This is a genomic window from Kribbella italica (genome assembly GCF_014205135.1).
Lineage (GTDB): Bacteria > Actinomycetota > Actinomycetes > Propionibacteriales > Kribbellaceae > Kribbella > Kribbella italica.
The window spans coordinates 5,650,360-5,676,454 of sequence record NZ_JACHMY010000001.1 but is presented as its reverse complement, the minus strand read 5'-3'; the positions used below and the strand labels follow the sequence as shown (position 1 = coordinate 5,676,454).

28 protein-coding genes and 1 pseudogene are annotated in these 26,095 nt (G+C 69.9%); 21 read left to right on the top strand and 8 right to left on the bottom strand.

Features of this window, described 5'->3' with window-relative positions:
• Positions 1-207 precede the first annotated feature (207 nt).
• Positions 208-543 carry a MerR family transcriptional regulator gene (locus HDA39_RS26395; RefSeq protein ID WP_184799509.1) on the top strand — a complete coding sequence of 112 codons (336 nt, stop codon included), beginning with the start codon at positions 208-210 and terminating at the stop codon, positions 541-543.
• 123 nt (positions 544-666) lie between these two features.
• On the opposite strand, the gene HDA39_RS26390 is transcribed toward HDA39_RS26395, so the two are convergent.
• Complete coding sequence (locus HDA39_RS26390) at positions 667-1,155, bottom strand: inorganic diphosphatase (protein ID WP_184799507.1); 489 nt, start codon at positions 1,153-1,155, stop codon at positions 667-669.
• 50 nt (positions 1,156-1,205) lie between these two features.
• Between HDA39_RS26390 and dacB the strand changes: the two genes are divergently transcribed.
• The 15 genes from dacB (at position 1,206) to HDA39_RS26315 (ending at position 13,999) form a co-directional block, all read left to right on the top strand.
• Positions 1,206-2,576, top strand: a complete 1,371-nt coding sequence (dacB, locus tag HDA39_RS26385; protein ID WP_184799505.1) for a D-alanyl-D-alanine carboxypeptidase/D-alanyl-D-alanine endopeptidase — start codon at positions 1,206-1,208, stop codon at positions 2,574-2,576.
• Positions 2,577-2,612: 36 nt separating this feature from the next.
• Positions 2,613-3,707 carry a zinc-dependent metalloprotease gene (locus HDA39_RS26380; protein WP_238356152.1) on the top strand — a complete coding sequence of 365 codons (1,095 nt, stop codon included), beginning with the start codon at positions 2,613-2,615 and terminating at the stop codon, positions 3,705-3,707.
• 43 nt (positions 3,708-3,750) lie between these two features.
• The gene (gene tilS / locus HDA39_RS26375) at positions 3,751-4,755 is read left to right on the top strand and encodes a tRNA lysidine(34) synthetase TilS (protein ID WP_337925901.1); all 1,005 of its coding nucleotides are present in this window, start codon (positions 3,751-3,753) and stop codon (positions 4,753-4,755) included.
• 4 nt (positions 4,756-4,759) lie between these two features.
• The gene (gene hpt, locus HDA39_RS26370; RefSeq protein WP_184799477.1) at positions 4,760-5,311 is read left to right on the top strand and encodes a hypoxanthine phosphoribosyltransferase; all 552 of its coding nucleotides are present in this window, start codon (positions 4,760-4,762) and stop codon (positions 5,309-5,311) included.
• A gap of 180 nt (positions 5,312-5,491) precedes the next feature.
• Entirely contained in the window at positions 5,492-7,522 is a 2,031-nt protein-coding gene (ftsH, locus tag HDA39_RS26365; RefSeq protein ID WP_184799475.1) for an ATP-dependent zinc metalloprotease FtsH, read from the top strand.
• A 4-nt stretch (positions 7,523-7,526) separates the two neighbouring features.
• Positions 7,527-8,099, top strand: coding sequence for a GTP cyclohydrolase I FolE (gene folE, locus HDA39_RS26360; RefSeq protein WP_184799473.1), 573 nt, complete (start codon positions 7,527-7,529; stop codon positions 8,097-8,099).
• Between the two features lie 190 nt (positions 8,100-8,289).
• A complete protein-coding gene (locus HDA39_RS26355; RefSeq protein ID WP_184799471.1) occupies positions 8,290-9,441 on the top strand; it encodes a S1 family peptidase in 1,152 nt (383 codons plus the stop codon).
• Positions 9,442-9,583: 142 nt separating this feature from the next.
• Positions 9,584-10,381, top strand: a complete 798-nt coding sequence (gene folP, locus HDA39_RS26350; RefSeq protein ID WP_184806563.1) for a dihydropteroate synthase — start codon at positions 9,584-9,586, stop codon at positions 10,379-10,381.
• Positions 10,378-10,905, top strand: a complete 528-nt coding sequence (locus HDA39_RS26345; RefSeq protein ID WP_238356151.1) for a nuclear transport factor 2 family protein — start codon at positions 10,378-10,380, stop codon at positions 10,903-10,905. Before folP ends, HDA39_RS26345 begins: the two co-directional genes overlap by 4 nt.
• Entirely contained in the window at positions 10,902-11,291 is a 390-nt protein-coding gene (gene folB, locus HDA39_RS26340; RefSeq protein ID WP_184799469.1) for a dihydroneopterin aldolase, read from the top strand. Before HDA39_RS26345 ends, folB begins: the two co-directional genes overlap by 4 nt.
• Complete coding sequence (gene folK / locus HDA39_RS26335) at positions 11,288-11,854, top strand: 2-amino-4-hydroxy-6-hydroxymethyldihydropteridine diphosphokinase (RefSeq protein WP_184799467.1); 567 nt, start codon at positions 11,288-11,290, stop codon at positions 11,852-11,854. Before folB ends, folK begins: the two co-directional genes overlap by 4 nt.
• 2 nt (positions 11,855-11,856) lie before the next feature.
• On the top strand, positions 11,857-12,369 hold the full coding sequence (locus tag HDA39_RS26330) for a DUF3180 domain-containing protein (protein ID WP_337925900.1): 513 nt from the start codon (positions 11,857-11,859) through the stop codon (positions 12,367-12,369).
• A gap of 11 nt (positions 12,370-12,380) precedes the next feature.
• Positions 12,381-12,821 carry a hypothetical protein gene (locus HDA39_RS26325; protein WP_184799463.1) on the top strand — a complete coding sequence of 147 codons (441 nt, stop codon included), beginning with the start codon at positions 12,381-12,383 and terminating at the stop codon, positions 12,819-12,821.
• 14 nt (positions 12,822-12,835) lie between these two features.
• Positions 12,836-13,168: an antibiotic biosynthesis monooxygenase gene (locus HDA39_RS26320; protein ID WP_184799461.1), complete on the top strand. Its 333-nt coding sequence runs from the start codon at positions 12,836-12,838 to the stop codon at positions 13,166-13,168.
• A gap of 36 nt (positions 13,169-13,204) precedes the next feature.
• On the top strand, positions 13,205-13,999 hold the full coding sequence (locus HDA39_RS26315) for an inositol monophosphatase family protein (protein WP_184799459.1): 795 nt from the start codon (positions 13,205-13,207) through the stop codon (positions 13,997-13,999).
• 63 nt (positions 14,000-14,062) lie between these two features.
• On the opposite strand, the gene HDA39_RS26310 is transcribed toward HDA39_RS26315, so the two are convergent.
• The 5 genes from HDA39_RS26310 to HDA39_RS26290 form a co-directional block, all read right to left on the bottom strand.
• Complete coding sequence (locus HDA39_RS26310; RefSeq protein WP_184799457.1) at positions 14,063-14,959, bottom strand: hypothetical protein; 897 nt, start codon at positions 14,957-14,959, stop codon at positions 14,063-14,065.
• Positions 14,960-15,086: 127 nt separating this feature from the next.
• Complete coding sequence (locus HDA39_RS26305) at positions 15,087-15,977, bottom strand: hypothetical protein (protein WP_184799455.1); 891 nt, start codon at positions 15,975-15,977, stop codon at positions 15,087-15,089.
• A 177-nt stretch (positions 15,978-16,154) separates the two neighbouring features.
• On the bottom strand, positions 16,155-17,468 hold the full coding sequence (locus HDA39_RS26300) for a type II toxin-antitoxin system HipA family toxin (RefSeq protein ID WP_337925899.1): 1,314 nt from the start codon (positions 17,466-17,468) through the stop codon (positions 16,155-16,157).
• Complete coding sequence (locus HDA39_RS26295; RefSeq protein ID WP_184799453.1) at positions 17,455-17,793, bottom strand: helix-turn-helix domain-containing protein; 339 nt, start codon at positions 17,791-17,793, stop codon at positions 17,455-17,457. The genes HDA39_RS26300 and HDA39_RS26295 overlap by 14 nt, the downstream gene beginning before the upstream one ends.
• Positions 17,794-17,980: 187 nt before the next feature.
• Positions 17,981-19,186 (bottom strand): NADH-quinone oxidoreductase subunit D, encoded by a 1,206-nt coding sequence (locus HDA39_RS26290; protein WP_184799451.1) that lies wholly within the window; start codon positions 19,184-19,186, stop codon positions 17,981-17,983.
• A 26-nt stretch (positions 19,187-19,212) separates the two neighbouring features.
• Here HDA39_RS26290 and HDA39_RS26285 point away from each other — a divergent pair, with 26 nt between their 5' ends.
• Positions 19,213-19,701, top strand: a complete 489-nt coding sequence (locus HDA39_RS26285; RefSeq protein WP_184799449.1) for a PH domain-containing protein — start codon at positions 19,213-19,215, stop codon at positions 19,699-19,701.
• On the top strand, positions 19,698-21,314 hold the full coding sequence (locus HDA39_RS41890) for a PH domain-containing protein (protein WP_337925898.1): 1,617 nt from the start codon (positions 19,698-19,700) through the stop codon (positions 21,312-21,314). Before HDA39_RS26285 ends, HDA39_RS41890 begins: the two co-directional genes overlap by 4 nt.
• An 89-nt stretch (positions 21,315-21,403) precedes the next feature.
• On the opposite strand, the pseudogene HDA39_RS42550 reads toward HDA39_RS41890, so the two are convergent.
• A pseudogene (locus tag HDA39_RS42550) lies at positions 21,404-21,937 on the bottom strand (SAM-dependent methyltransferase); the annotation flags it as partial.
• 118 nt (positions 21,938-22,055) lie between these two features.
• Positions 22,056-22,622: a 2'-5' RNA ligase family protein gene (locus HDA39_RS26270; protein ID WP_184799445.1), complete on the bottom strand. Its 567-nt coding sequence runs from the start codon at positions 22,620-22,622 to the stop codon at positions 22,056-22,058.
• 122 nt (positions 22,623-22,744) lie between these two features.
• Between HDA39_RS26270 and HDA39_RS26265 the strand changes: the two genes are divergently transcribed.
• The 3 genes from HDA39_RS26265 to HDA39_RS26255 are packed head-to-tail and all read left to right on the top strand — an operon-like array spanning position 22,745 to position 26,095.
• Positions 22,745-23,587 (top strand): Rossmann-like and DUF2520 domain-containing protein, encoded by an 843-nt coding sequence (locus HDA39_RS26265; RefSeq protein WP_184799443.1) that lies wholly within the window; start codon positions 22,745-22,747, stop codon positions 23,585-23,587.
• Positions 23,584-24,411 carry a pantoate--beta-alanine ligase gene (gene panC, locus HDA39_RS26260; protein WP_184799442.1) on the top strand — a complete coding sequence of 276 codons (828 nt, stop codon included), beginning with the start codon at positions 23,584-23,586 and terminating at the stop codon, positions 24,409-24,411. The genes HDA39_RS26265 and panC overlap by 4 nt, the downstream gene beginning before the upstream one ends.
• Positions 24,412-24,433: 22 nt before the next feature.
• Positions 24,434-26,095, top strand: a complete 1,662-nt coding sequence (locus tag HDA39_RS26255) for an L-aspartate oxidase (protein ID WP_184799440.1) — start codon at positions 24,434-24,436, stop codon at positions 26,093-26,095.

The following is a 26,095-nucleotide window of genomic DNA, read 5'->3' as shown; positions in this document are numbered from 1 at the left end:
GCGTTGGAAGAAGAAGTCGAGGGCAAGGAGGCTGGGTCTCCACCGTCGGTTCCATCGGAAGAAGGTGGTCTTCGGTTACGCGGTCAGTGATCAAGGCCGGCCTGACGGCCGGTAGATGGTGAAAGAATCCGAACCTCGGCCCCGGTGCTCGCGCACCGGGGCCCTTTCGCGAGCGCTCGACGACCGCAGAGTGAGTACGGAGAGCCGATGAGTTCAGCCCAGAGCACCGGGCCGACCCATTTCGACGACGACGACTATCCCGCCTACACGATGGGCCGGGCGGCCGAGATGCTCGGTACGACGCCCGGTTTCCTGCGTAGCCTCGACGAGGCGAAGCTGATCACGCCGCAGCGTTCCGACGGCGGGCACCGGCGCTACTCACGGCACCAGCTGCGGCTGGCCGCCCGGGCGCGTGAGCTGCTCGACCAGGGGACGGCGCTGGACGCCGCCTGCCGGATCATCCTGCTGGAGGACCAGCTGGCCGAGGCGCTCCGGGCCAACGAGGAACTGCGCGAACGGCACGAGCCGCCGCCCAGGAACTAGCCTTCCCTGGCAGACCTCGCGCTGACGAGCCCCGACCTCGCGCTGACGAGTTCGGGGCGGATCGGCAGGGCATGGCAAAGACCTCCGCTGGATCCAGCGGAGGTCTTCGCGGCGTACCGCAGGTCAGTGGTGGTCGGTCTTCAGGCGCTCGAACGACGCGGTGACCTCGGCCTCGGCGTCGGACCGGCCGACCCAGCTGGCGCCCTCGACGGACTTGCCCGGCTCCAGGTCCTTGTAGACCTCGAAGAAGTGCTGGATCTCGAGCCGGTCGAACTCCGGCACGTGGTGGATGTCGCGCAGGTGCTCCTGGCGCGGGTCACCGGCCGGGACGCAGAGGACCTTGTCGTCCGGGCCCTTCTCGTCGGTCATCCGGAACATGCCGATCGCCCGGGCGCGGATCAGGCAGCCCGGGAAGGTCGGCTCGGTCAGCAGTACCAGCGCGTCCAGCGGGTCGCCGTCCTGACCGAGGGTGTCCTCGATGAACCCGTAGTCGGAGGGGTACTGCGTGGCCGTGAACAGGGTGCGGTCGAGCCGCAGCCGGTTGGACTTGTGGTCCAGCTCGTACTTGTTGCGGGTGCCCTTGGGGATCTCGATGAAGACGTCGAACTCCATACGGCAGATACTGTCACGGTTCGGACCGACCAAATGACAGGAGCAGCCTGGTGGCCCGTCCTCCCCGTGCGGTGTTCGTCACGCTCGCCGCAGGAGCCGCGCTCGCCGGACTGGTGAGTGCGGCGCAGGCGGTGCCTGCTTCGTCGCAGCATGTGACCAGTCGCACAGCTGGTACGGCGGCGCCCGTCGTACTGGCTCCGGCGAAGGCCGAGGGCGTCGCGCCGACCGCTGCCGGCGTGCGGAAGGCCCTGGCGGCCGCGCTGGCCGACCCGTCGCTCGGCAAGCACTACGGCGCGACGGTGTTCGACGCCTCCCGGAACAAGACGATCTACTCGGTCGGTACGACGCGCCCGTACGTCCCGGCGTCCACGCTGAAGCTGCTGACCACCGTGTCGGCGCTGGAGACGCTCGGCCCGGATCACTGGTTCACCACGTCGACCGTGCTGAGCGGGCGCTCGCTGGTCCTGGTCGGCGGCGGTGACCCCTTGCTGACGGTGAAGCGGTCCAAGGACCCGCTCGACTTCCCGGTCCGGGCCACGCTGCAGGACCTCGCGACCAGTACGGCGAAGTCGCTGCGCGAGCAGGGGGTCACCACGGTCACCCTCGGGTACGACGCGTCGCTGTTCAGCGGCCCGGCGGCCAACGCCAAGTGGCAGGCGAACTACATCCCCGAGGGCATCGCCGCTCCGACCTCGGCGCTCTGGGTGAACGAGGGCCGGCTGAGCCCGGGGATGGCGAAGCGGGCGCCGTCGCCGGCCGCTGCGGCCGCCGGGTCCTTCGCGAAGCTGCTGCGGGCCGCCGGGATCAAGGTGGGCGCGAGCGTGAAGCCGGTGAAGGCTCCGGCCACCGCCGAAAAGGTGAGCGAGGTCCGGTCGGCTCCGGTCGGGGACATCGTCGAGTACGTGAACCTGCACAGCGACAACGACGGCGCCGAGGTGCTGCTGCGGCACGTCGGGCTGGCGACCGACAACGGTGGCTCGTACACCGGCGGGCTCAAGGGGCTGCGGGAGACGCTGACCAAGCTCGGGCTGAACATGAGCAAGGCGCGGATCGAGGACGGCAGCGGGCTGTCGCGGACGAACCAGGTGCCGCTCGACGTGCTCGCCGGGGCGGTCCGGGTGGCGGTGGCCAAGCCGGAGCTGCGGCACCTGATCAGCGGGCTGCCGGTAGCTGGGTTCACCGGGAGCCTGGAGAAGAGGTTCGCCGGGCCCGGTACGGCGGGTGGGACCGGGCTGGTGCGGGCCAAGACGGGGACGCTGACCGGAGTGCACTCGCTGGCCGGCCTGGTTCGTACCAGGACTGGCTCGCTGCTGGTGTTTGCGGTGGCTACTGACGCCGTACCGGCTGACAAGCCGTTGGAGGCCAGAGCTGCCCTGGACAGAGCAGTAGCCGCATTGGCTACGTGTGGGTGTGCTGTTTAGGAAGCGCATGTTGGAACATGCCACTAGGGTCGATGTATGAGTACGGCTGAAGGTGGGACCACGGCCGAGATGGTCGACTGGCAGCTGGCGACCGGTGTGGCCCGGAAGCTGCTGCGTCCGGGCCCGGTGGTCAGCCGCGCCGAGGCGGACCAGGTGGTCGCCGAGCTGCGGCAGTTCGCCGCCGAGTCCGAGCACCACGTGCGCGACTTCACCGGCCTGCAGGCCACGTCCGCCACGGCTCCGGTCGTGATCGTCGACCGGCCGGGCTGGGTGCAGGCCAACGCCGACGGGTTCAAGACCGTCCTGGCGCCGCTGGCCGACAAGCTGCGGGAGAAGCAGGAGAAGACCGGTGGGCTGTCGTCCGCGGTCGGCTCCCGGGTCACCGCGATCGAGGCCGGTGCGCTGCTCGCCTTCCTCTCCTCCCGGGTGCTGGGGCAGTTCGACCCGTTCTACCCGGCAGAGCCCGACCCGGACCGCCCCGGCCTGACCGGGCGGCTGCTGCTGGTCGCGCCGAACGTCATGCACGTCGAGAACGAGCTGGGCGTCGTACCGCGGGACTTCCGGCTGTGGGTCTGCCTGCACGAGGAGACCCACCGGGTGCAGTTCACCGCGGTGCCGTGGCTGCGGGACCACCTGCGGTCGGAGATCGCGCTGTTCCTGGACCAGGCGGAGCTGGACGCGTCGGCGTACGCCGCGATGTTCCGCGAGGCCGTGCAGCGGCTGGGCCGGTCGGTGAAGGGCGAGGCCGACCTGAGCCTGGTCGACCTGATGCAGTCGCAGGAGCAGCGGGCCGTGCTGGACCGGCTGACCGCGGTGATGTCGCTGCTGGAGGGCCACGCGGACTTCGTGATGGACGGCGTCGGCCCGTCGGTGATCCCGACGGTGGAGACGATCCGGTCGAAGTTCAGTTCCCGGCGCTCGAGTGGGAACCCGGTGGACCAGCTGCTGAAGAAGCTGCTCGGCCTGGACGCGAAGATGCGGCAGTACCAGGACGGCGCCGCCTTCGTCCGCCGGGTGGTCGACCGCGTCGGCATGGAGGGCTTCAACCGGGTCTGGACCGGTCCGAACACGCTCCCCACCAAGAACGAGATCGCCAACCCCGATGCCTGGATCAGCCGACTCCACGGATGAGCCCGGCGGCCCGCCGCCCTCCCCCTCCTCTGGGGAACAGCTGGTGGCGGAACGTCGTGGCCGGCTCCATCCGGCCGTCGCGCGGACGCGCGAGGCGGTCCGGCTCGGCCTGGCCGACCTGCCGCGGGGGACCACGGTGCTGGTCGCCTGCTCAGGCGGGGCCGACTCGCTGGCGCTCGCGGCGGCTACCGCATTCGAGGCTCCCAAGCTGGGTCTGCGGGCCGGTGCGGTGATCGTGGACCACGGGCTGCAGGCCGACTCGGCGCATGTGGCTGCGGTGGCGGCTGAGCAGTGCCGGTCGCTCGGCCTCGACCCGGTCGAGGTGCGAGCGGTAGAGGTCGGCACCAACGGCGGGCCGGAGGGTGCGGCCCGGACAGCCCGGTACGACGCGCTGCGCGACGCGGCCGACGCGTTCGGGGCGGACGTCGTACTGCTGGCTCACACGCGCGACGACCAGGCGGAGACGGTCCTGCTCGGCCTGGCTCGGGGCTCTGGTGCGCGGTCGCTCGCTGGGATGGCCTCGGTGGCCGGACTGCTCAGGCGGCCGCTGCTGGAGGTTCCACGTGCAGCGACGGCTGCCGCCTGCATCGCCTCCGGGCTCCGGCCGTGGCACGACCCGCACAACGACGACCCGCAGTACAGAAGAGTGCGGGTACGGCATGAGGTGCTCCCGGTCATCGAGGAGGCGCTGGGCCCCGGTGTGACCGAGGCACTGGCCCGGACGGCCGGCCTGCTCCGGGCGGACGCCGATGCGCTCGACGCACTGGCGGCCGACCTCGCCGAGACGGCAGTACGGCGTACGGAGGAGGACGTGGTCTGCGACATCGGCATGCTCGCCGCCGAACCGCAGGCGATCCGGACCCGCGCGCTGCGCCAGGCCGCGCTGGAGGCCGGCTGCCAGGCAACCGACCTGACCGCCGGTCACGTCGCCGCCGTCGACGCCCTGATCACCGACTGGCGCGGCCAGCGCTGGATCGACCTGCCACAAGCCGTTCGCGCGATCCGCCGAGGCGGATTCATCCATCTGGCACGGGGTGTGTCAGGCTAATGCCGTGGACGCTTCGGACATCGAGAAGGACCTGACCGAGATCCTCCATACCGAGGAGGAGATCCTGGCCAAGCTCGAGGAGCTGGCGCTGCGGATCGAGGCGGACTACGAGGGCAAGGACCTGCTGGTCGTCGGCGTCCTCAAGGGCGCGGTGATGGTGATGGCCGACCTGGCGCGCTCGTTCAGCCGGCACGTGGAGATGGACTGGATGGCCGTCACGTCGTACGGCTCGGGCACCAAGTCGTCCGGTGTGGTCCGGATCCTCAAGGACCTGGACACCGACATCAGCAACCGGCACGTGCTGATCGTCGAGGACATCATCGACACCGGACTGACGCTGACCTGGCTGGTCAGCAACCTGGAGTCCCGCAAGCCGGCCTCGGTGGAGATCTGCACCGCGTTCCGCAAACCGGACGCGGCCAAGATGGCGGTCCCGGTCAAGTACGTCGGCTTCGACATCCCCGACGAGTTCGTGGTCGGCTACGGCCTCGACTACGCCGAGAAGTACCGCAACCTGCGCTGCGTGGCCACGCTGGCGCCGCACGTCTACTCCTGAGCCCCGGCTGCCCCTCCAGGCGGGACTTGGTGACAGCCTGTACAACGGACCGTACCGTCGTCAGGTGACCCTCGTGGTGTGTTGTCTTGTGCGACACGAGACACTTGGACTGGTGTTACCGTCGAAGGCCCTCTCACCCGGGCCTGCTGAGCTAGGAGGGACGGGGCTCGAGCCTCGATCATGGACGTGAAGCGCATCTTCCGCGGACCCCTGTTCTGGATCGTCGTCGCCTTCCTGGGCGTGCTGGTGATCGGACAGCTCCTGACCGGCTCGTCCGGGTACAAGACCGAGCCCACCGGCCAGGTCGTCCAGCTGATCCAGCAAGCCACCACCTCGTCGGACAAGTCGATCAAGACGGTCACCCTGATCGACCCCGACCAGGAGATCCGGATCGAGAAGACCGACGGCACCAAGGTGCGGGCGCACTGGGTCGACGGCCAGGCCAACACTCTCGGTACGTCGCTGCAGACGCTGTTCCAGCAGGGCAAGATCGAGCGGTACGACGTGGAGAACCCCAAGCCGAGCTTCATCGGCCAGGTCTTCTCGACGCTGATCCCGTTCCTGCTGATCGCGGTGGTCTTCATCTTCTTGATGAACTCGATGCAGGGCGGCGGCTCGCGGGTGATGAGCTTCGCCAAGTCGAAGGCCAAGCTGGTCACCAAGGACACCCCGAAGACGACCTTCGCGGACGTGGCCGGGGCCGACGAGGCGATCGAGGAGCTCGGCGAGATCAAGGAGTTCCTCCAGGAGCCGGGCAAGTTCCAGGCGGTCGGCGCCAAGATCCCCAAGGGCGTCCTGCTGTACGGCCAGCCCGGTACGGGTAAGACGCTGCTGGCGCGGGCGGTCGCGGGTGAGGCGGGCGTCCCGTTCTACTCGATCTCCGGCTCGGACTTCGTCGAGATGTTCGTCGGTGTCGGTGCCTCCCGGGTGCGCGACCTGTTCGAGACGGCCAAGACCAACGCGCCGGCGATCATCTTCATCGACGAGATCGACGCCGTCGGCCGGCACCGTGGCGCGGGCCTCGGCGGTGGCCACGACGAGCGCGAGCAGACGCTGAACCAGCTGCTGGTCGAGATGGACGGCTTCGACGTCCGCGGCGGCGTGATCCTGATCGCCGCGACGAACCGGCCGGACGTGCTCGACCCGGCCCTGCTGCGGCCGGGCCGCTTCGACCGCCAGATCCCGGTCGACGCGCCGGACCTGCCGGGCCGCGACAAGATCCTGAAGGTGCACGCCCGGGGCAAGCCGATGTCGGAGGACGCGGACCTGACCGCCGTCGCCCGCCGGACGCCGGGCTTCACCGGTGCCGACCTGGCCAACGTGCTGAACGAGGCGGCCCTGCTGACCGCCCGGCTGAACAAGAGCCAGATCGACAAGCACGCGCTGGACGAGGCGATCGACCGCGTGATCGCGGGCCCGCAGCGCCGGACCCGGCTGATGTCGGACAAGGAGAAGGTGCTGACGGCGTACCACGAGGGCGGTCACGCCCTGGTCGCCGCCGCGCTGCCGCACTCCGACCCGGTGCACAAGGTGACGATCCTGCCGCGCGGTCGCGCGCTGGGGTACACGATGGTGCTGCCGGACGAGGACAAGTACTCGACCACCCGCTCGGAGATGCTGGACAAGCTCGCCTACATGCTCGGTGGCCGCGCCGCCGAGGAGATGGTGTTCCACGACCCGACCACGGGTGCGAGCAACGACATCGAGAAGGCGACCGCCCTGGCCCGCGCGATGGTCACGCAGTACGGCATGACCGAGCGGCTCGGCGCGATCAAGTTCGGCCAGGACTCCGGTGAGCCGTTCCTGGGCCGCGACCTGGGCAGTCAGCGCAACTACTCCGAGGAGATCGCCGCGGCGGTCGACGAGGAGGTCGGCAAGCTGATCCTGAACGCGCACCAGGAGGCCTTCGACATCCTGGCCGAGAACCGGGCGGTGCTCGACCACCTGGTCGAGGAGCTGCTCGAGCGGGAGACCCTGGACAAGGCGGAGATCGCCCGGGTCTTCGCGCCGATCCAGAAGCGTGAGCTGCGGCCGGCCTGGACCGGGTCCTCGACCCGGATCCCGTCCGAGCAGCCGCCGGTGATGCCGCTGCCGACCCGGGGCGAGCAGAACGGTTCGCTCCAGGACGTCATCCCGGGCGGCTCGATCGGCCCGGACGAGGCGGCCCACGGCCCCAACTACGGCGGCGGGCCCACCCCTCCGGCAGAATGATCCGATGACCTCACCGACGTTCGACCACGAGCGGGCCGAACGGGCGGTCCGCGAGCTGCTGATCGCCATCGGTGAGGACCCGGACCGCGAAGGACTGAAAGAGACCCCAGCCCGGGTGGCCCGCTCGTACGCGGAGATCACCGCCGGGCTGGGGTCGACCGCGTCGGACGTGCTGACCACGACGTTCGATCTCGGCCACGACGAGATGATCCTGGTCAAGGACATCGAGGTCTGGTCGGTGTGTGAGCACCATCTGGTGCCCTTCACCGGGGTCGCGCATGTCGGCTACATCCCCGGCCCCGACGGCCGCATCACCGGCCTGTCCAAGCTCGCCCGCCTGGTCGACGTGTACGCCAAACGTCCCCAGGTCCAGGAACGGCTGACCACGCAGGTCGCGGAGTCGCTGGTGGAGATCCTCAAGCCGCGCGGCGTCATCGTCGTGATCGAGTGCGAGCACCTCTGCATGACCATGCGCGGAGTCCGCAAGCCCGGCGCCAAGACGATCACGTCGGCGGTCCGGGGCCAGCTCCGCAACCCCTCCACCCGCGCGGAAGCGATGAGCCTGATCGTCGGCTGACCCGACCGCGACTTCTCGTCTCCAAGTCCTCCGGGCGACGCGACCCGCGCATTTCGATCCGGCCTGCCCGTAGCCCCCGCGCTCCCAGGTCGTTGAGAAATCAGAGGTTGTTTCCCATGGACTTTCCGTGTTCGAACGCATACGTTCCGTAGTGGCGGTCCGATCGGGAGCGTCTCGTGAGGAGGAACGTATGTCAGGGCGTTGCCGGGTTGGCGCCGCGGTGGCCGGGATCGTCGCTCTCACGGCGGCGGGACTGATCGCGGCGAACGGTGCGCAGGCGGAATCCCGCGCGGGACAGGCGGGATCGGGCAGCACGGTCGGGTCGCAGGACACCGATCTGCTGCAGCAGCAGGGCATCCTCAAGGCCGACGCGGTGGAGACCCAGCTCGGGTCCCGGATCGTCGGCAGCTACCTGGACGACGGTGGCGAGCTGGTGGTCGCCGTCTCCGACGAGGCGACCGCGGAGCTGGTCCGGGCGGCCGGGGCGGTTCCCCGGCTGGTCGAGTTCACCGCGAAGCAGTTGCAGTCGGTCCAGCGCGACCTCGACAAACTCGCCGTCGGCTCGACCGCCGGCCAGGTGAAGTCCTGGTACGTCGACCCGATCAGCGGCACCGTCGTCGTCACCGTGCCGGACGGCGCCAAGGACCTGCGCACCCAGCGCTTCCTGCGCCGCGCGGCGGCGAAGGGCGACCGCGTCACGATCCGCAGCTCGCCGGGCACCATCACGCCGACCGCCGACGACTTCGGACTGCGCGGCGGCGTACAGGTCGACAAGAACACCGGCTACACGTGCTCCCTGGGCTTCAACGCCCGGGCCGAGGACGGCAGCCGCATCTTCCTGACCGCCGGGCACTGTACGGCGGGCAAGCCGTCGTTCTCGCGCAACGGCTACATCCTCGGCGACACCCGCACCTCCAGCTACCCGGGCAACGACTTCGGCACCGTCAAGGTGATCGACGGCTGGGACCTGCGCGGTGAGGTCGAGCGCTGGAACGACGGCGACATCCGGATCCAGGGCACGGCCAACCCGACCGTCGGCGCCTCGGTCTGCAAGTCCGGCAAGACCACCCAGTGGTCCTGCGGCCGCGTGGTGGCCAAGAACGTGACCGTCAACTACGGCGACAACCAGATCGTCAAAGGCCTGTACCAGCACACGGCCTGCGTCCAGACCGGCGACTCCGGCGGCCCCAACCTGACCGGCAGCTACGCGCTCGGCATCACCAGCGGCGCGGCCCTGATCCGCGGCGAGTGCCTGGGCAAGCGCGGCCGGTCCAGCGAGTCCTACTCACAACCGATCGGTGAGGCGCTGTCCGCGAGTGGCGCCTCATTGGTACTGGGTTAGCGATCCCCGGCAGGCGCTCGGAGATTGATGGGGGCCTGGTACCTAGGTGGGGCAGTTCGATCGGGACCACTACGGTGGTCCAGTGCGAACTGCCCCACCGAGTCATGTTCAGGGACTGCCCACACCGGACCGCGCGCTGGTGATGGGTGTCGTCAACGTGACCCCGGACTCCTTCTCCGACGGCGGGGAGTGGTTCGAACCCGCCGCCGCGATCAAGCACGGCCGCGAGCTGCTGGCCGAGGGCGCCGACCTGCTGGACGTCGGCGGTGAGTCGACCAGGCCGGGCGCGAAGCGGCCGGAGCCGGCCGAGGAGATCCGGCGGGTGCTGCCGGTGATCGAGGCGCTGGCCGCCGACGGTGCGCTGGTCTCGATCGACACGATGCGCGCCGACGTCGCCGTACTGGCGTTGGACGCCGGCGCGGTGATGGTCAACGACGTCTCCGGCGGGCTGGCCGACCCCGACATGCTTCCGCTGGTCGCCGACCGCGGTGCGCCGTACGTCTGCATGCACTGGCGTGGTCACTCCGCCGACATGCAGGACCGGGCCCGGTACGACGACGTGGTCGCCGAGGTGATCGCCGAGCTCGCCGTCCGGCTGGAGGCGATCGCGGCCGCCGGGATCGACCTGGCGAAGGTCGCGCTCGACCCGGGACTGGGGTTCGCGAAGAACGCGGACCACAACTGGGAGGTGCTGCGCCGGCTGCGCGAGTTCGGCGTACTGGGCCGTCCGCTGCTGATCGGTGCGTCCCGCAAGGCGTTCCTCGGTAGGCTGCTCGCCGACGAGCAGACCGGCGAGCCCAGGCCCGCCGTACGACGAGACGACGCGAGCGCTGCGGTGTCCGCCCTGGCCGCCGCGCATGGAGCCTGGTGCGTCCGGGCACATTCGGTGGCACCGAGCGCGGACGCGGTCCGGGTGGCGAGCAGGTGGGGAGCCGTATGACCGAGGATCAGCCGAACCAGGAGCAGCAGCCGGAGGCGACGGGCGCAGCCGGTACGCCGGAAGCCGCGGCGCCGGAGCAGCGGGCCGGCGCGCGCGGACCGTCGGCCGAGACCGGGGTGCTGACCGCGAACACGGCGTTCTACAACGCGTTCGAGGCCGGCGACCTGGACCTGATGGCCGCCGTCTGGCTGCCCGAGCCCGATCCGGTCTGCATCCACCCGGGCAACGCGGCGATCTCCGGGTACTCCGAGATGATGCGGGCCTGGGCGATGATCTTCGCGAACACGCCGTACATCCAGTTCTTCCTCACCGACGTGCAGGCCCGGGTCGACGGCGACGTGGCGTACGTCACGTGCACGGAGAACGTGCTGTCGTCCGGCGAGGGGGCCCCGGAAGAGGGCTTCGCGGGCGGCAAGGCGCTCGCCACCAACGTGTTCCGCAAGACTTCGTCCGGCTGGCGGTTGTGGATCCACCATGCCTCCCCGGTACTGTCGTCTGGGGGTCGATCGGAGGAGGCGCAATGAGCGGTCCCGCGGTGCCCCCTGACGTGATCGAGATCCGCGGCATCCGGGGCTTCGGCCGGCACGGTGTGTTCACCCACGAGCGCGCCGACGGGCAGGAGTTCGTCGTTGACGTCCGGCTCGAGCTGGACACCCGGAAGGCGGCCGCCTCCGACGACTTGGCCGACACCGTGAACTACGGCGTGGTCGCCGAGCAGGTGCACGCGGCGATCGAGAACGACCCGGTCGACCTGATCGAGACCCTGGCCGAGCGGATCGCGACGATCTGCCTGGCTGACCCGCGCGTCACCGGGACCGCGGTGACGATCCACAAACCCTCGGCGCCGATCACCGTGCCGTTCGACGATGTTGTCCTGACCGTGCAGCGCAAACCCGGAGAAACCCCGTGACTGAGACCCCTAGTCCCCACGTCATCGACGCGGATACCCTCAGCGGCGGCCTGAAGCCGATCCGCCAGGTGATCCTGTCGCTCGGCAGCAACCTCGGCGACCGTGAGGCGAACCTGCAGGGCGCCGTCGACGCGCTGCGGGACACCCCGGACGTCGTCGTCGTCGACGTCTCGCCGGTCTACGAGACCCAGCCGATCGGCGGCCCGGACGAGTCCGGCCCGTACCTGAACATCGTGCTGCTGGCCGACACCACGCTGGCCGTGGAGACGCTGCTCGACCGCGCGCACGCGGTCGAGCAGGCCTTCGGCCGCGAGCGCGGCGTGCCGGGCGCGCCGCGGACGCTGGACGTCGACCTGATCACGTACGGCAAGAAGACGATCGAGTCCGACGAGCTGACGGTGCCGCACCCGCGGGCGCACGAGCGCGCGTTCGTGCTGGCGCCGTGGCTGGACATCGAGCCGGACGCCGAGCTGCCGGGCCTCGGGCCGGTCGCCGACCTGCTGGCGAAGGTCGGAACGGCGGGCGTCACGAAGCTCGACGACCCGACCATCGAGTTGCAGTAGTGGTGTCTGGCAGTCCTGGGCCGGGCCGGGCGCCCGGCCGGCAGCCGCCGCGTCCGGGCTCGGTCCGGCCGACGTCTCGCCGTTTGCTGATCGCGATCGCCGTCCTCGGGACGGCGATCGGGGTCACCATGGTCAAGGCGATCGAGTCCGGCGGCGGCGTCGCACCGACCGTGTCCTGGCTGACACTGGTCGCGTGGTCGTTCCTGGCCGCGCTGCTGTTCGTTGCCGCGCGCAACACCAACCAGCGGGTGCAGGTCCGGCGGGAACGGATCGAGGCGTCGCGCGCGGTCTTCCTGCTGATGATCGGAAAAGCCAGCGCGTTCGTCGGCGCGTTGTGCACCGGTGTTTACGCAGGGTTCGCGTTATCCTTCGTGAACGCGGTGGGTTCCAGCGGGCCGCGGAACCGGGTGATCACAGCGGGTGTCGCCGCCGTGATCTCAGTGCTGGTCGTCACGGCCGGATTGTTGCTCGAACGTGCGTGTCGTGTCCCCGAAGACCCCGACGAGACCCCCTAACATGTCGGTCCATGGGGTCAAGGGGTAGCCGCCGTCGAACCAGGACCACAGTTCTCACCGCCGCCAACAGTCTGCTGATCGTCGTCTGCCTGGCCGTCAGTATCGCGTTGTTCGCCCAGAACGCGTGGATCCTGCGCGCCGCCGCCGTCGCCGCCGTACTGGTCGCGATCGGTGCGTCGCTGCTGATCCGCCACCAGTTGCTGGTCGAACGTCTCGCGCACAGCGACGAACGCGCCCAGGTCGCGCAGGAGTACTCGAGGATCACCAGCGCCCGCGTCGTCGAGAACGCCGAGTTCGTCGACCTGATGCAGCGCCGCCTCGACAAGATCGACCAGCGCCTCGACAAGATCGACGAAGAGGTCGCCACGGTCGTGGCTGCGGGCGACAAGCACTCCCAGGCCGATGCGCCCACGGTGGTCGACCTGAAGCTCCGCGGCCTCGCTGCTTCCTGAGCAGGAGGTCGGTCGTGAGCATCTTGGTGCGGGCTGAGTTCGTCGTACGGGATGGGGCTGAGCAGGAGCTGCTGGAGCTTGTGCGGGGCTTGCAGGGGCGGGTGGCTGAGGAGCCTGGGACCTTGCGGTACGACTGGTTTCGGGGGCCGTCGTACGTGGTGGTGCTGGAGGAGTACGCCGATTCGGCGGCGGTGGTCCGGCATCAGGAGCATGTGGGGGATCTGCTGGCGAAGGTGTTCGCCGTGGCGGAGCTGAGGGTGCTGCAGGTGCACGGGGACGTCGACGCGGCGCTGCAGGAAGTGCTGGACGGGCTGCCGGTGGGTCAGGTGTTTCCGCCGCTCGGTTAGGTTGCTGGTGCCGACCCGACTGCTGAGGAGAAGCCTGTGACCGACCTGTCCCGTTTGCTGGAGATCGCCGAAGGGGCGGTGGCGGTCGCTGCCGACCTGGTCGAGTCGCGGGAGCCCGGGGCTCTGCACTCGAAGGGCGACCGGGACCTGGCCTCCGATACGGACATCGCGGTCGAGCAGGCGGTCCGGGAACACCTGGCCAAGGTGACGCCCGAGATCGCGTTCCTGGGCGAGGAGGAGGGCGCTCACCCCGGCTCCGGGGAGCTCTCCTGGGTGCTGGACCCGATCGACGGCACGGTCAACTACGTGCACGGCGTACCGCTGTGGGGCATCTCCCTCGGCCTCGTGGACGGCAACAAGCAGGTGGCCGGCGTACTGGACTTCCCGATGCTCGGCACCCGCTACCTGGCCGCCGACGGCCTCGGTGCCACCCGCAACGGCGACCCGGTCCAGGCCAGCAAGACGACCGTGCTCTCCGAGGCGTTGGTGATGGCCGGCGACTTCGCCGTCGGCGCTGATGCCGCCGAGAAGAACCAGCCGCGCCTCGCTCTGGTCAACCTCCTGGTCCCGCGCGTCCAGCGGATCCGGATGCTCGGTACGGCGGCCCTGCACCTGGCGCTGGTCGCCGACGGCAGCCTCGACGCCGCCATCATGTTCAGCAACAAGCCCTGGGACACGAGCGCGGGCTCGATCATCGCCCGCGAAGCGGGCGCGGTCGTGGTCGATCTCGACGGTTCGCCGCACGACGTCGCTTCGGGCGCCACAATCGCGCTGGCGCCGGGGATCGCCGAGGAGTTGCTCCCGTTGATCCAGCAGGCCGTCGGGGGCTGATCGCCCAACGACAAGGTGCCGACGACCCGGGACAGGATCGTCGGCACCTTGGAGAAACGCCTGCTACTGGCCGTAGCCCTTCGCGGTCCAGCCGAGCTGGCCGAGTGACGCGCCCTTCATGTCCGTCGCGACGCCGTCCTTGCTGTTGGCATCGAAGTGCACGGAGCCCCGGCCGTCGGCGGTGATGGCCAGCAGCGGCCGGCCGTTCGGGTGGGCGTCGCAGTAGCCGGTGCTGAGGCTGGTGAAGGATCCCCAGCCGGTCGACCGCAGCGTCTTCCCGGTGATCTTGGTCGGGGTGGCGCGGTTGATCTTCCACTCCCGGAGCTCACCGTTGGACTTGGTGCCGATCAGTACGTCGACAGTGCTGCTGCCGGTGCCCTGGGTGCCTTCGTAGGTCAGGGTGTTCACGCTGCCCCAGTTGGTGGCGAGCTTCACCGGCGCGGAGTAGGTGAACTCGCCGTCGACGTACTTCTCCTGGTACCGGTACAGCGAGGTGCCGGCCACCCGGAACAGGTACGGCGACGCCGACGCCAGTACGCGGGTGCTGGCGAAGCCGTTGACGAGACGGTCGGCGCTCGACGCGGTGATCGTCCAGTTGCCGTCGTCCTGCAGCTCGCCCGCTCGGCTGATCTTGTAGAGCCAGCCGTCGGTCGGGTGAGCGGCGACCTCGGTGCTGCGGAAAACGGTGTCGTCACCGGAGCCGCCGAGCTGCTGATGCGCCGAGGGCACCCAGCCGAGGTTGTCGTTGCGGTACTCCTTGGTGCTGGTCCGGCCGTCGTCGTACCCGTACGACAGGCGCTGCCCGTCGGAGCGGTACGCCGCGGTGAAGACGCCGCAGTCGGCGGGAACGTCGCCGATCGCCGCATCGGCCGGACGGGCGGTGCCGACCAGACCGGCCACGCCGAGACCGGTCGCGACGACGGTCAGCGCCGTCGCGGCGGCCACGATGGATTTACGCATCCGGGGGAATCCTCCAGAGGATCGGGTAGGGCTGGTGAATCTCGCACACAGGTGCCAACGACATCGTTTCGTACGCCGTCGACGCGGCACTGCCCGTACTCGGCCCGTACCTGCGGGCCGGTCGCCGTCAGTAGGCCTTCTCGGTCCAGCCGACCGAGCCGAGGGAGCCACCCTTGAAGTCGGTGCCCTTGCCGTCCTTGGCATTGGCGTCGAAGCGCAGGGCGACCCGCCCGCCCGGCTTGATGCCGAGCAGGAGCCGGCCGTTGGGGCGTGAGGCGCAGGAGCCCTGGGTCAGACTCGTGAACTCCTCCCAGCCGGTCGCCTGCAGGACCTTGGTGGTGATCGTGGCCGGGTCCGTCACGGGGATGCGCCACTCGAGGAGTTGCCCGTCGGACGTCGTACCGAAGAGCACGTGGACCGGGGCGTCGGCCGTTCCACCGGTGCGCTGGTACCGCAACGTGTTGACGGTGCCCCAGTCGCCGGACAGCTTCACCGGCGTCGAGATCGGCGGCCCCTCCTGACCGAAGGTGGTCTGGAAGCGGTAGAGCGAGTTGCCCGCGACGCGGTAGTAGTAGGGGAACGGCCCGTCCGCGAGAATCCGCGTCCCCTCGAACCCGGCCGCGAGGCTGGTGGTGGTCAGCTTGGTGACCTTCTCGACGCCGTCGATCCGCTGGACGACACGATGTAGGTAGTAGAGCTGTCCGTCGGTCGGATGGGTGACCAGGCTGGCGCTGGCGTAGTTGTCATCGCTGCCGGACTCGGCGCCCGCCGCGAGGCCGGTCGGCACCCAGCCGAGCTTGTCGTCGACGATCGCCTTGGTGATGGTCTTCCGCGCCGAGTAGTTGTAGCTGAGACGCTGCCCGTCGGACCGGTACGCCGTCGTCCAGCTCTTGCAGTCCGACGGTACGTCGCCGAGCGCCGCGGCCGCGGGCCGCGCGGACCCGAGGATCCCGGTCACGGCCAGACCGGTCGCGACAACCGCCACTGCCGTCACCCCGGCGACGATGGATCTGCGCATCAAAGAACCCCTCCAGAAGTGAACGAAGCGGCCGATCGACGTCCAGTTGCCCCACGCAACTAATCTCCCGAGCCGCCGCCCGAGCGTAGAACCCGCCGCGAACACCACGCTGCCCGTACTCCGCCCGTACCTGCGCCGTATCCGCCGCTGCCGTCAGCTTCTTTCCCGGCTGATCTCTCAGCTGCCGAGTTTTCGTGCCGCCGAGGCCTGCGCGTGGTCGAAGGCGGGAGTCATCTCGTCGATCTGCTTCTTCGACTGACCGCGGCGTGCGGCGACCTCGGCCCACTGTGCGGTCGTGCGCCCGACGTCGGCGACGATCTTCAGCGCTTCGGACGGTTCCAGGCGGAACAGTTCGGCCACTTCGAGGGCGAGGTCGATGCTGGCCTCCGTCTCGTCCTCGTTGACCGCGGTCGCCAGGAACTTGGTCCCTGGCGAAGGATCGGGGTTGAGGTCGAAGGCCGGTGACAGCGTCCAGGCGTTGTCAGCGCGAAGAAAGCCGTGGTTGCGCAGGTGGTCGTCGACGTTGGAGATCAGGATCGAGAACACGACCCGCGTCCACAGGTCGCGCAGGTCGGCGGTGGCGGCGGCCGAGTGCTGCTCGATCGCCGACCCGATGTCCAGGTAGCTACCGGTGTCGCCGTCCCTTGCCTCGAGCATCGTCATGGCGCTGATGTAGCCGATGCGGTTGGACCCGGCACGGTCGAACCGGTCGATGACGTGCACGTCCCGGCCCGCGATCCTCAGCAGCCGTGATCGCGGGACCGGGATGCCCGCCGCGGCGGCCAGGTCGAACGCGATCTTCTCCCAAGCCATCACGTTCCAGGAGTCGGCACGGCTGGGGAACTTCGCGATGGCGATCGTCCCGTCGTCGGTCCGGACGTGAGCCTTCGGGCGCGCGCCGCCCAACGAACTGCCGGCGCGCACCAGGCGACGGATGGCCGCCAGGTCCGCGTCGTCGTTCTCGGTGCGGGCCGCGAGGTCGAGCAACTCGGGCAGGTCGGTCAGAGCCGGTACGCCGGTGGTGTCGTCGGCCATGAAGGTCTGCGTACCGGGCAGAGCGAACCTGATCGCGCCTTGCCGTAGGTCGTCACGGACCCCCAGGAGGTAGCTGAACTCGCTCAGTGTGCGAGGTGTCGAGCCGGCGATCCGCGCCCGCTGCCGTTCGCCTTTGGTGATGAGTGCCTTGCCCCACCGGTCGGGTGAGCTGTCGGCGAAGGAATGGAAGAGCGCGACGCCGACCGATGTGTGCAGGGCGCCGGCAATCCGCGGTAGGGCAGGCTCGAGATCGTACGACCGCGGGTTGGCCAGGTACGCGGCGTCGTAGAGAAAGGTCGCCGATTCGGCATTGCGGCCGTAGTGCGAGTTCACGTGGCCGGCCAGGACGTCCGTCCCGTCGATCTGGACCCAGACATCGACCTTGGACGGCAGGGGCTCGCCGGTCGCGGCCACCGTCCGTTGTGCTGCTACCAGCCGGCGTTCAGCTTTCGGCACCGGTCTGCCTCCGAGGTTGCGCTGGTCGCCGGACCCGTTGCGGAAGTTCCTCGTCGGCGCGGAGACGCCCGACGTCGGAGTTGTACGGATCGATGGATGCGACCAAGAGGTCCATGACTCCGAGGGCTCTCGCGACGCGGAGCGTGTTCTCGAGACTGGCTCCGGCGCCGGACTCGAGCCGGTGCAAGGTCGTGCGGGAGACACCGGCGCGGTCGGCGACCTGCTCGGAGGTCAGCTGCTGCAGGCGGCGCCAGGTGGCCAGGTGGGTGCCTGCTTGCGCAAGGGCACGATTGACCGCCATGGGTGTCGGGCGAGCTGTCGCCATGACGACCTCCGTGGTTTTAGCGTTCCGTATTTCATACACTAACACACTTACGGTTTCAGAAATGAAACGCTAAGTATATAGCAAGGCAGCTGCTCTCTGCTGTGTGACTTCTGTCGGCCGCCGCGGCATCAGCCCACGCGGCGTAGCCGGCCGCGTGGGGGAAAACGTGTGGAGGGGACAAGCAAAGCTACTTGTCGATGTCGCCGACCACGAAGAACATGCTGCCCAGGATGGCGATCATGTCGGCGACGATGGTGTTGGGGAGCATCTCGGGCAGTACGGAGATGTTGTTGAAGGACGCCGAGCGGAGCTTCAGGCGCCAGGGGGTCTTGTCGCCGCGGGAGACGAGGTAGTAGCCGTTGATGCCGAGGGGGTTCTCGGTCCAGGTGTAGGTCTGGCCTTCGGGGACCTTGAGGATCTTGGGGAGGCGGACGTTGACCGGACCGGCGGGCATCGTGGCGAGGCGGTCGAGGCAGGCGTCGACGAGGTCGAGGGAGACCTTGACCTGTTCGAGCAGCAGGGCGAAGCGGGCGTAGCAGTCGCCGTCGGAGCGGGTGACAACGCGCAGGACGCCGTCGCGCAGCAGTTCGTCGTACGCGAGGTAGGGCTCGTCGCGGCGCAGGTCGGCGTCGACGCCGGAGGCGCGGGCGATCGGGCCGGTGACGCCGTACGCCGCGATCAGTTCGGGGGAGAGCCGACCGACGCCGACGGTCCGGGCGCGGAAGATCTCGTTGCCGAGGACAAGGTTCTCGATGTCGGGCAACCGCCCACGAACGGCGGCGGAAGCGGCCGACGCACGCCCGAGCCACCCGTACGGAAGGTCTTCCTTCAGCCCACCGACGCGGTTGAACATGTAGTGCATCCGGCCGCCGGACAGTTCCTCGAGCACGGACTGGATCGTCTCGCGCTCGCGGAAGGCGTAGAAGACGGGCGTGATCGCGCCGAGCTCGAGCGGGTACGAGCCGAGGAACATCAGGTGGTTGAGGATCCGGTTCAACTCGGCGAGCAGCGTCCGCATCCAGACGGCGCGGACCGGGACCTCCAGGCCCATCATCCGTTCGACGCCCATCACGACGCCGAGCTCGTTGGAGAACGCCGACAGCCAGTCGTGCCGGTTCGCGAGCACGATGATCTGCCGGTAGTCGCGCACCTCGAACAGCTTCTCGGCGCCGCGGTGCATGTAGCCGATGATCGGCTCGCAGCCGACGATCCGTTCGCCGTCCAGCGTCAGCCGCAGACGCAGTACGCCGTGCGTCGCGGGGTGCTGCGGACCGATGTTGAGCACCATGTCGGTGGTCGGCAGCTGGGACCCGCTGCCGGTCCCTCCACGCTCGTACGCCGGGTCAAGTCCCGCCGCTCCGGCGCCGATTCCGACGACTCTTTCCGCACTCATGCCCCCTATCGTGACAGGCTTGGTGCGTGGACGACCTCTTCGCACCTTCGGATGTCAGTTGGACGCCGGTCTCGCCCAAGCTCGCGGCGGCGCGCCGGGTCACGTCGGCGATCCTGTGCGGGGTGACCGCGATCGCCGGGTTGCTGGCGTTCGGGTTGACCCTGAGCTGGCTGTACGGCGGCCTGTGGGTCCTCGTCGTCGCGGCGGGGTTCGCCTGGTCGTGGAGCCTGATCGGGCGCAACCAGCGGTCCTGGAAGTACGCCGAACGCGAGGACGAGCTGCTGGTCAGCCACGGGATCATGTTCCGCCAGTTGGTCGTCGTGCCGTACGGGCGGATGCAGTTCGTCGACGTCGCGGCCGGGCCGCTGGAGCGGTCGTACGGGATCGCCACGGTCGAGCTGCACACGGCGACGCCGGCCACGGACGCGAAGATCCCCGGCCTGCACCCCGACGAGGCGAGCCGCCTGCGCGACCGCCTGTCCGCCCTCGGCCAAGCCCAGGCGTGGGGCCTGTGACCGAGCAGAACCCCACCCCGTACGGCGCACCGCCGGCCGCGGCTCCGAGCACGCCACCACCCGGCGAGACGCCGGCATCCAGCGAGACCCCGGCACCCGGAGGGACCCCGGCACCCGGAGGGACCCCGGCACCCGGAGGGACCCCGGCACCCGGAGGGACCCCGGCACCCGGAGGGACCCCGGCACCCGGCGAGACCCCGGCACCCGGCGACACACCACCGCCCCTGACCGAGCGCGAAGGCGACCGGCTCCACCCGCTCACCCCCTTCGTCAAGGGCTGGGGCTACTTCGTCGTCGCCGCGTTCGCGATGGCCAACAACGAGGGCCTGCGGAGCAACCTCAAGATCGCCGGGATCGCGCTGGGCGCCGTCCTGGTCGGCGGGATGCTGCTCGGCGCGCTGTCGTGGTGGTTCACCAAGTGGCAGCTCACCGACGACGCGATCCGGGTCGACAGCGGGTTCCTCTTCCGCCGGACGCGGATCATCCGCTTCGATCGCATCCAGGCGATCGACGTCGCCCAGCCCTTCGTCGCGCGCCTGTTCAACATGGCCGAGCTGCGGATGGACGTCGCGGGCGGCAGCCGCAGCGACGGCAAGCTGAGCTACTTCACCTCCGAGGAGGCGGCCAAGCTCCGCGGCATCCTGCTGGTCAGGGCCAAGGGCAAGGACTCCGTCGAGGAGGCAGTGCGACCGGAGCACGAGCCGCCGCCGCTGCTGGTCGTCCCCACCGGCCGCCTGCTCGGTGCGACGCTCCTGTCGTCCACCGTGCTCGGTAGCCTCGCCGGTCTGATCTGGCTGATCGTGGCGACGACCGTGCTGGAGTTCCACGTCGGTCTGTTCGCCGGTGTGCCGCTGCTGCTCGGTGTGGTGCAGCCGATCTGGAAGCAGGTCGTCGGCAACCACAAGTTCACGCTGATCGAGAGCCGCGACGGTCTGCGGACCAAGCGCGGCCTGTTCGACCTGCAGCGCCAGACCGTCCCGCCGGGCCGGGTGCAGGGCCTGCTGATCACCGAGCCGGTGATCTGGCGCCGCCTCGGCTGGTCCCGCGTCGACCTGGACATCGCCGGCGTGGTCGGCAGCATCTCCGGCGACGGCGAGGAGGACCAGAACGGCGTCCAGCTGCTCCCGGTCGGCGAGCGCTCCGAGGTGGCCGGCGTACTCAACCGCGTCCTGCCCGGCTTCGACCTCTCCCGCATCGAGATGCACCAGGCGCCGAGCCGGGTGAAGTGGCTGCGGCCGGTCGGCTGGCGCTACCTCGCGTACGGCGCTGACGACCAGGTCCTGGTCACCCAGCGCGGCTGGATCAGCCGCAAGACCTCAGTGGTCCTCCACCACAAGACCCAGTCGGTCCGGGTCCAGCAGGGGCCGATCCAGCGCCGCCTGCGGATCGCCAACGTCCACGTGGACACCCCGCTCGGCCCGACCGACGCGGTAGCCCTCCACCGGGACGTAGCCGACGCAGCCCTCCTCCTGGAAGCTCAGACCACCAGAGCCCGCGAGGCCCGCCGTACGACGTCAGCACCTCTCGCGGTCCAGACCCAGCCGAACGAGCCGAGTCCGGCCGGGTCCAGCAGCTCCGCTGCCTCTCCTGCGGACGACAGCCCGGCCACGTAGCGGAGAGGGTCGCTGCGAGCCAGGTCGTTGCCGGGGCGGTCTGCTGAGACTCCCAGGGTCAGGAGCGCGCCCCGCTGGGTGGTGATGGTGCCGCCGAGGGAGTCGAGCGCGACGTGGGCGGTGATGTCGCAGGAGCCGTCGGGGACCGGGTCACACTCACGGCCGCGGCGGAAACCGCTCAGTGTCCCGTACGGCGGCCGCCCAGCGCGGACATGACCGTAGTCGATCGCGATCGCGAGCCCGTCCTCGAGCCGGTCCAGTACGCCGGACCACGCGGCGTCGCGGGTGGTACCGATCTCGGCGCGGTCGCCCGGTTCGGCCAGCGGCCACCAGGCGTCGAGCCAGGCGCGGTCGTTGCCCTCGACAACTGAGCCGAGCGAGAGATCCTCGAGCAGGTACCGGGGTTCGCCGTCGTCGGACAGCTCGGCCAGTTCGCAGGGGATGTTGTCGAGCCACTCGTTGGCGATCACCAGGCCGGTGAGCGTCGCCGGCAGCTCGTCGTCGAGCTCGATGCCGGTGACGGTCAGGTCGGGCGCCAGTGCAGCAACCGCACGGCCGAGCTCGCCCGAGCCGGCGCCGATGTCGGTGAGCTCGGACGCCCCGATCTCGCGAGCCAGGCGCACCAGAGCACCCGCGAACAGCGGGGAGGCATGGACAGAAGTACGGAAGTGAGCCGCCGGACGCTCCCGACGGTAGAAACCTTCGGGTCCGTAGAGAGCGAGGTCCCAGGCGGTGCGGAAGCTACGCACCGAGCGGAACCGAGCCGATCAACTGCCACACGCTGTCTTCGCCCTCGCGCCAGAGGGTGAGGTCGTCGATCCGCACCGGCGCCGGCGGAGACTTGGCCAGCGCCTCCTCGGCCTCGGCGACCACCGCCGGAGTGCCCTGCGCCGACGAGGAGATCGTCAGGTGCGGACGCGGCTCCAGGTGCTCACCCCCGTACGGCGGGCAGTCCGGAAACGCGAACAGGACGGCGTTGACCAGGGCAAGCACCTCGTCGTACGGCTCGGGCATCAGCCAGGCCGTCCCGTTCGCGAACTGCCCGGCCGCCCGGAACGACAGGTCGAACGGCGCCACGTCCGCGACGGCCTCGGTCAGCCGCTGCACGTCCTCCGGCGTCGGGTCCTGCACCCACGGCACCAGCACGGTCACGTGCGGCGGGATCATCGCGTTGAGCGGCAGCTGCGGCCGGGCGGACGAGTACGACGCCGACCGCCACCGGTCGGTGAACGCGGCCAGCTCCGGTACGGCGATCAGGATCGCGGTCAGGCCGGTCGGCTCGGCCCAGGGCTCTGCGGATCTGCTCACGGGCTCATGCTCCCATCTGTGACGGAGGACTCCACCACACCCACACAATCCGCACTACCCTTGTCCGCAACCGCACCAATCGTCTGGTACCTCGGTAGAGGACTGGAACGTAGAGAGTGGACATGGAACGCATCGGCATCATCGGAGCCGGGCGGGCCGGCAGCGCCCTGGGAGCAGCCTTGGCGGCGGCCGGACATCCCGTCACCGGCGTCAGCGCGCGCTCGCGAGCATCGCTCGACCGGGCCGCCCACCTGCTCCCGCACGTACCTGTACTCCCGCCTGACCAGGTCACCCGCCAGGCGGACGTCGTACTGCTCGCCGTACCGGACGACGCGATCGGACCGGTCGCGGCCACGTTGCCGCTGACACCTGACCAGTACGTCGTCCACCTGTCGGGTGCGCACGGGCTTGGAGTCCTGCAGGGCACCGAAGCCACACCGGTCGCACTACACCCGCCCATGACGTTCCCAGGCGGCCTGGTCGACCTGACCGGAGTGGTGTTCACCGCCACGGCTCCAGCCGAGGCAACCGCCTTCGTCGAGCGCCTGGTCAAGGGGCTCGGTGCCGGCGTCCAGTGGGTCGCCGAAGAGCAGCGGGCGCTCTACCACGCCGGTCTGGTGCACGGGGCGAACCACCTGACCATACTGGTCAGCCAGGCGTACGACGTACTGAAGGAAGCCGGAGTACGGGATCCGGCGGCGGCGCTTGGCCCGCTGCTGTCCGCAACTCTCGACAACACGCTGCGGTCCGGTCATGATGCGCTCACCGGGCCGATCGCGCGCGGCGACGTGGAGACGGTGGAGGCCCACCTGGCCGTCCTGCGGGGCCGTACGGCGAGCACGTACGCCGAGCTGGCCCGGGCCACGGTGGAACGGGTGACAGAGGACGGGCGGATCGACGGCGCGACAGCCGGCCGGTTCGCCGAGCTGTTGAAGCGGCACCGGACAGGGGAGGCACCGCGATGAGACTCACCCAGACGAAGGCCGAGCTGCGCGCCGCGGCGGCGGTCCGCCCGCGGGCGGTCGTGATGACCATGGGCGCGCTGCACGACGGCCATGCCGCGCTGCTCGCCGAGGCCCGCGAGCGGGTCGGGCCGGAGGGCAGCGTGCTGCTGACGATCTTCGTGAACCCGTTGCAGTTCGGGCCGAGCGAGGACTTCGACCGGTACCCGCGCACGCTGGCCAGCGACCTGGCGATCGCCAAGGCCGAGGGCGTCGACCTGGTCTTCAACCCGTCCCGCGACGAGCTGTATCCGAACGAGCCGTCGATCACCGTGCACCCCGGCCCACTCGCCGACGAGCTGGAGGGCATGGTCCGCCCGGGACACTTCGGCGGCGTCCTGACGGTGGTCGCGAAGATGCTGCACCTGACCTCGCCGGACCTGGCGCTGTTCGGCGAGAAGGACTACCAGCAGATCACGCTGATCCGGGAGATGGTCTGCGACCTGGACTGGGACGTCGACATCGTGCCGGTCCCGACCGTGCGCGAGCCCGACGGGCTGGCGCTGTCGTCGCGCAACCGGTACCTGGACGAGACCGAGCGTGACGAGGCCCTGGTCCTGTACCGGGCGCTCACCGCGGGCGCGAAAGCCGGGATGAACGGGCCGGACGCCGTACTGGCGGCGGCGCACGCCGAGCTGGAGGCGGTCCCGTCGGTGAAGATCGACTACCTGGCGCTCAGAGCGCCCGACTTGGGCCCGGTGATCGGTCCCGGCGAGGCCAGAATGCTGATCGCCGCCCGCGTCGGCACGACTCGTCTCATTGACAACATTTCCATCACCCTCCGATGAAATCCATTGATACGGTCGCTGGATGACTGCTCCTGCCGTTCCGCAACGGCTAGCTGCGCCCGCACCCGGCTGGACCGACACGGTGGACGTCGTCGTGATCGGCTCGGGGATCGCGGGACTGACCGCCGCGCTCAGGCTGCGCGAGTTCGGGTCCGTGCTGGTGGTGACCAAGGACGTCGTCGCGTCGGGCTCGACGCAGTGGGCGCAGGGCGGGATCGCGGCCGCGCTCGACCCTGAGGACTCGCCCGAGGACCACCTGCAGGACACGCTGGTCGCCGGCGCCGGGCTGAGCGACCCGGCCGCCGTACGGGCTCTGGTGACGGAAGGGCCGGACGCCGTACGGGACCTGATCGAGCTCGGTGCCGTGTTCGACAAGCTGGCCGACGGCGACCTGTCGCTGACCCGCGAAGGCGGCCACCACCGCAACCGGATCGCCCACGCCGGCGGCGACGCGACCGGTGCCGAGATCGAGCGCGCGCTGGTTGCTGCCGTGAAGCGGGCCGACGACATCCGGATCATCGAGCACGCGCTCGTGCTGGACCTGCTCCGGGCCGCGGACGGCGCGGTCGCCGGCGTCACGCTGCACGTGATGGGCGAGGGGCAGCTCGACGGCGTCGGCGCGATCCGCAGCCGGGCCGTCGTACTGGCTTCTGGTGGGCTCGGTCAGCTGTACGCCGCCACGACCAACCCGAGCGTCTCGACCGGCGACGGGATGGCGCTCGCGCTGCGGGCCGGCGCGAAGGTGCGGGACCTGGAATTCATCCAGTTCCACCCGACCGTGCTGTGGCTCGGCAAGGGCGCGAAAGGCCAGCAGCCGTTGGTCTCCGAGGCCGTCCGCGGCGAGGGCGCGTTCCTGGTCGACCACGACGGCAACCGGTTCATGGAGGGTCAGCACGAGCTCGCCGACCTGGCACCGCGCGACATCGTGGCGAAGGCGATCATGCGGCAGATGCTTGCCACCGGCAAGGACCACATGCTGCTCGACGCGCGGCACTTCGGCGACGAGAAGTGGCGGGTGCGGTTCCCGACCATCCTCGCGTCCTGCCGCTCGCACGGGATCGACCCGGTCCGCGAACTGATCCCGGTCGCGCCGGCCTGCCACTACTCCTCCGGCGGGGTCTGGACCGACCTGCACGGCCAGACGTCCGTGCCCGGCCTGTACGCGTGCGGCGAGGTCGCCTGCACCGGCGTGCACGGTGCGAACCGGCTCGCCTCGAACTCGTTGCTGGAGGGCCTGGTCTTCGCCCGCCGGATCGCGGCCGTGCTGGCCGACGACCTGCCCGACCTGCGCGAACCGGCCGACGACGGTAGGGTTCCCGGCTTGGTGGACGCGGACGTCGTACCGGAGCTGCAACGGGTGATGACGGTCGGCGCCGGAGTGATCCGGAGCGCGACCGGACTGGCGGACGCCGGAGACCGGCTCGGTGAGCTGATCCGGAAGCCCGCGGGCGAGCCCGGTACGCCGAGCTGGGAGGCCACCAACCTGGCGACCGTCGCGACCGCACTGGTCGCGGCGGCCACGGTGCGCGAGGAGAGCCGCGGCTCGCACTGGCGTGAGGACCACCCGGATCGCGACGACACACAGTGGTCGGGCAATCTGGACCTCACGTTGCCGGGGGACGGAACCACCGCCCGGCCGGCCACGGCCTTCGTGGCGCTGAAGGAAGCATCGGAGGGGAAGTAG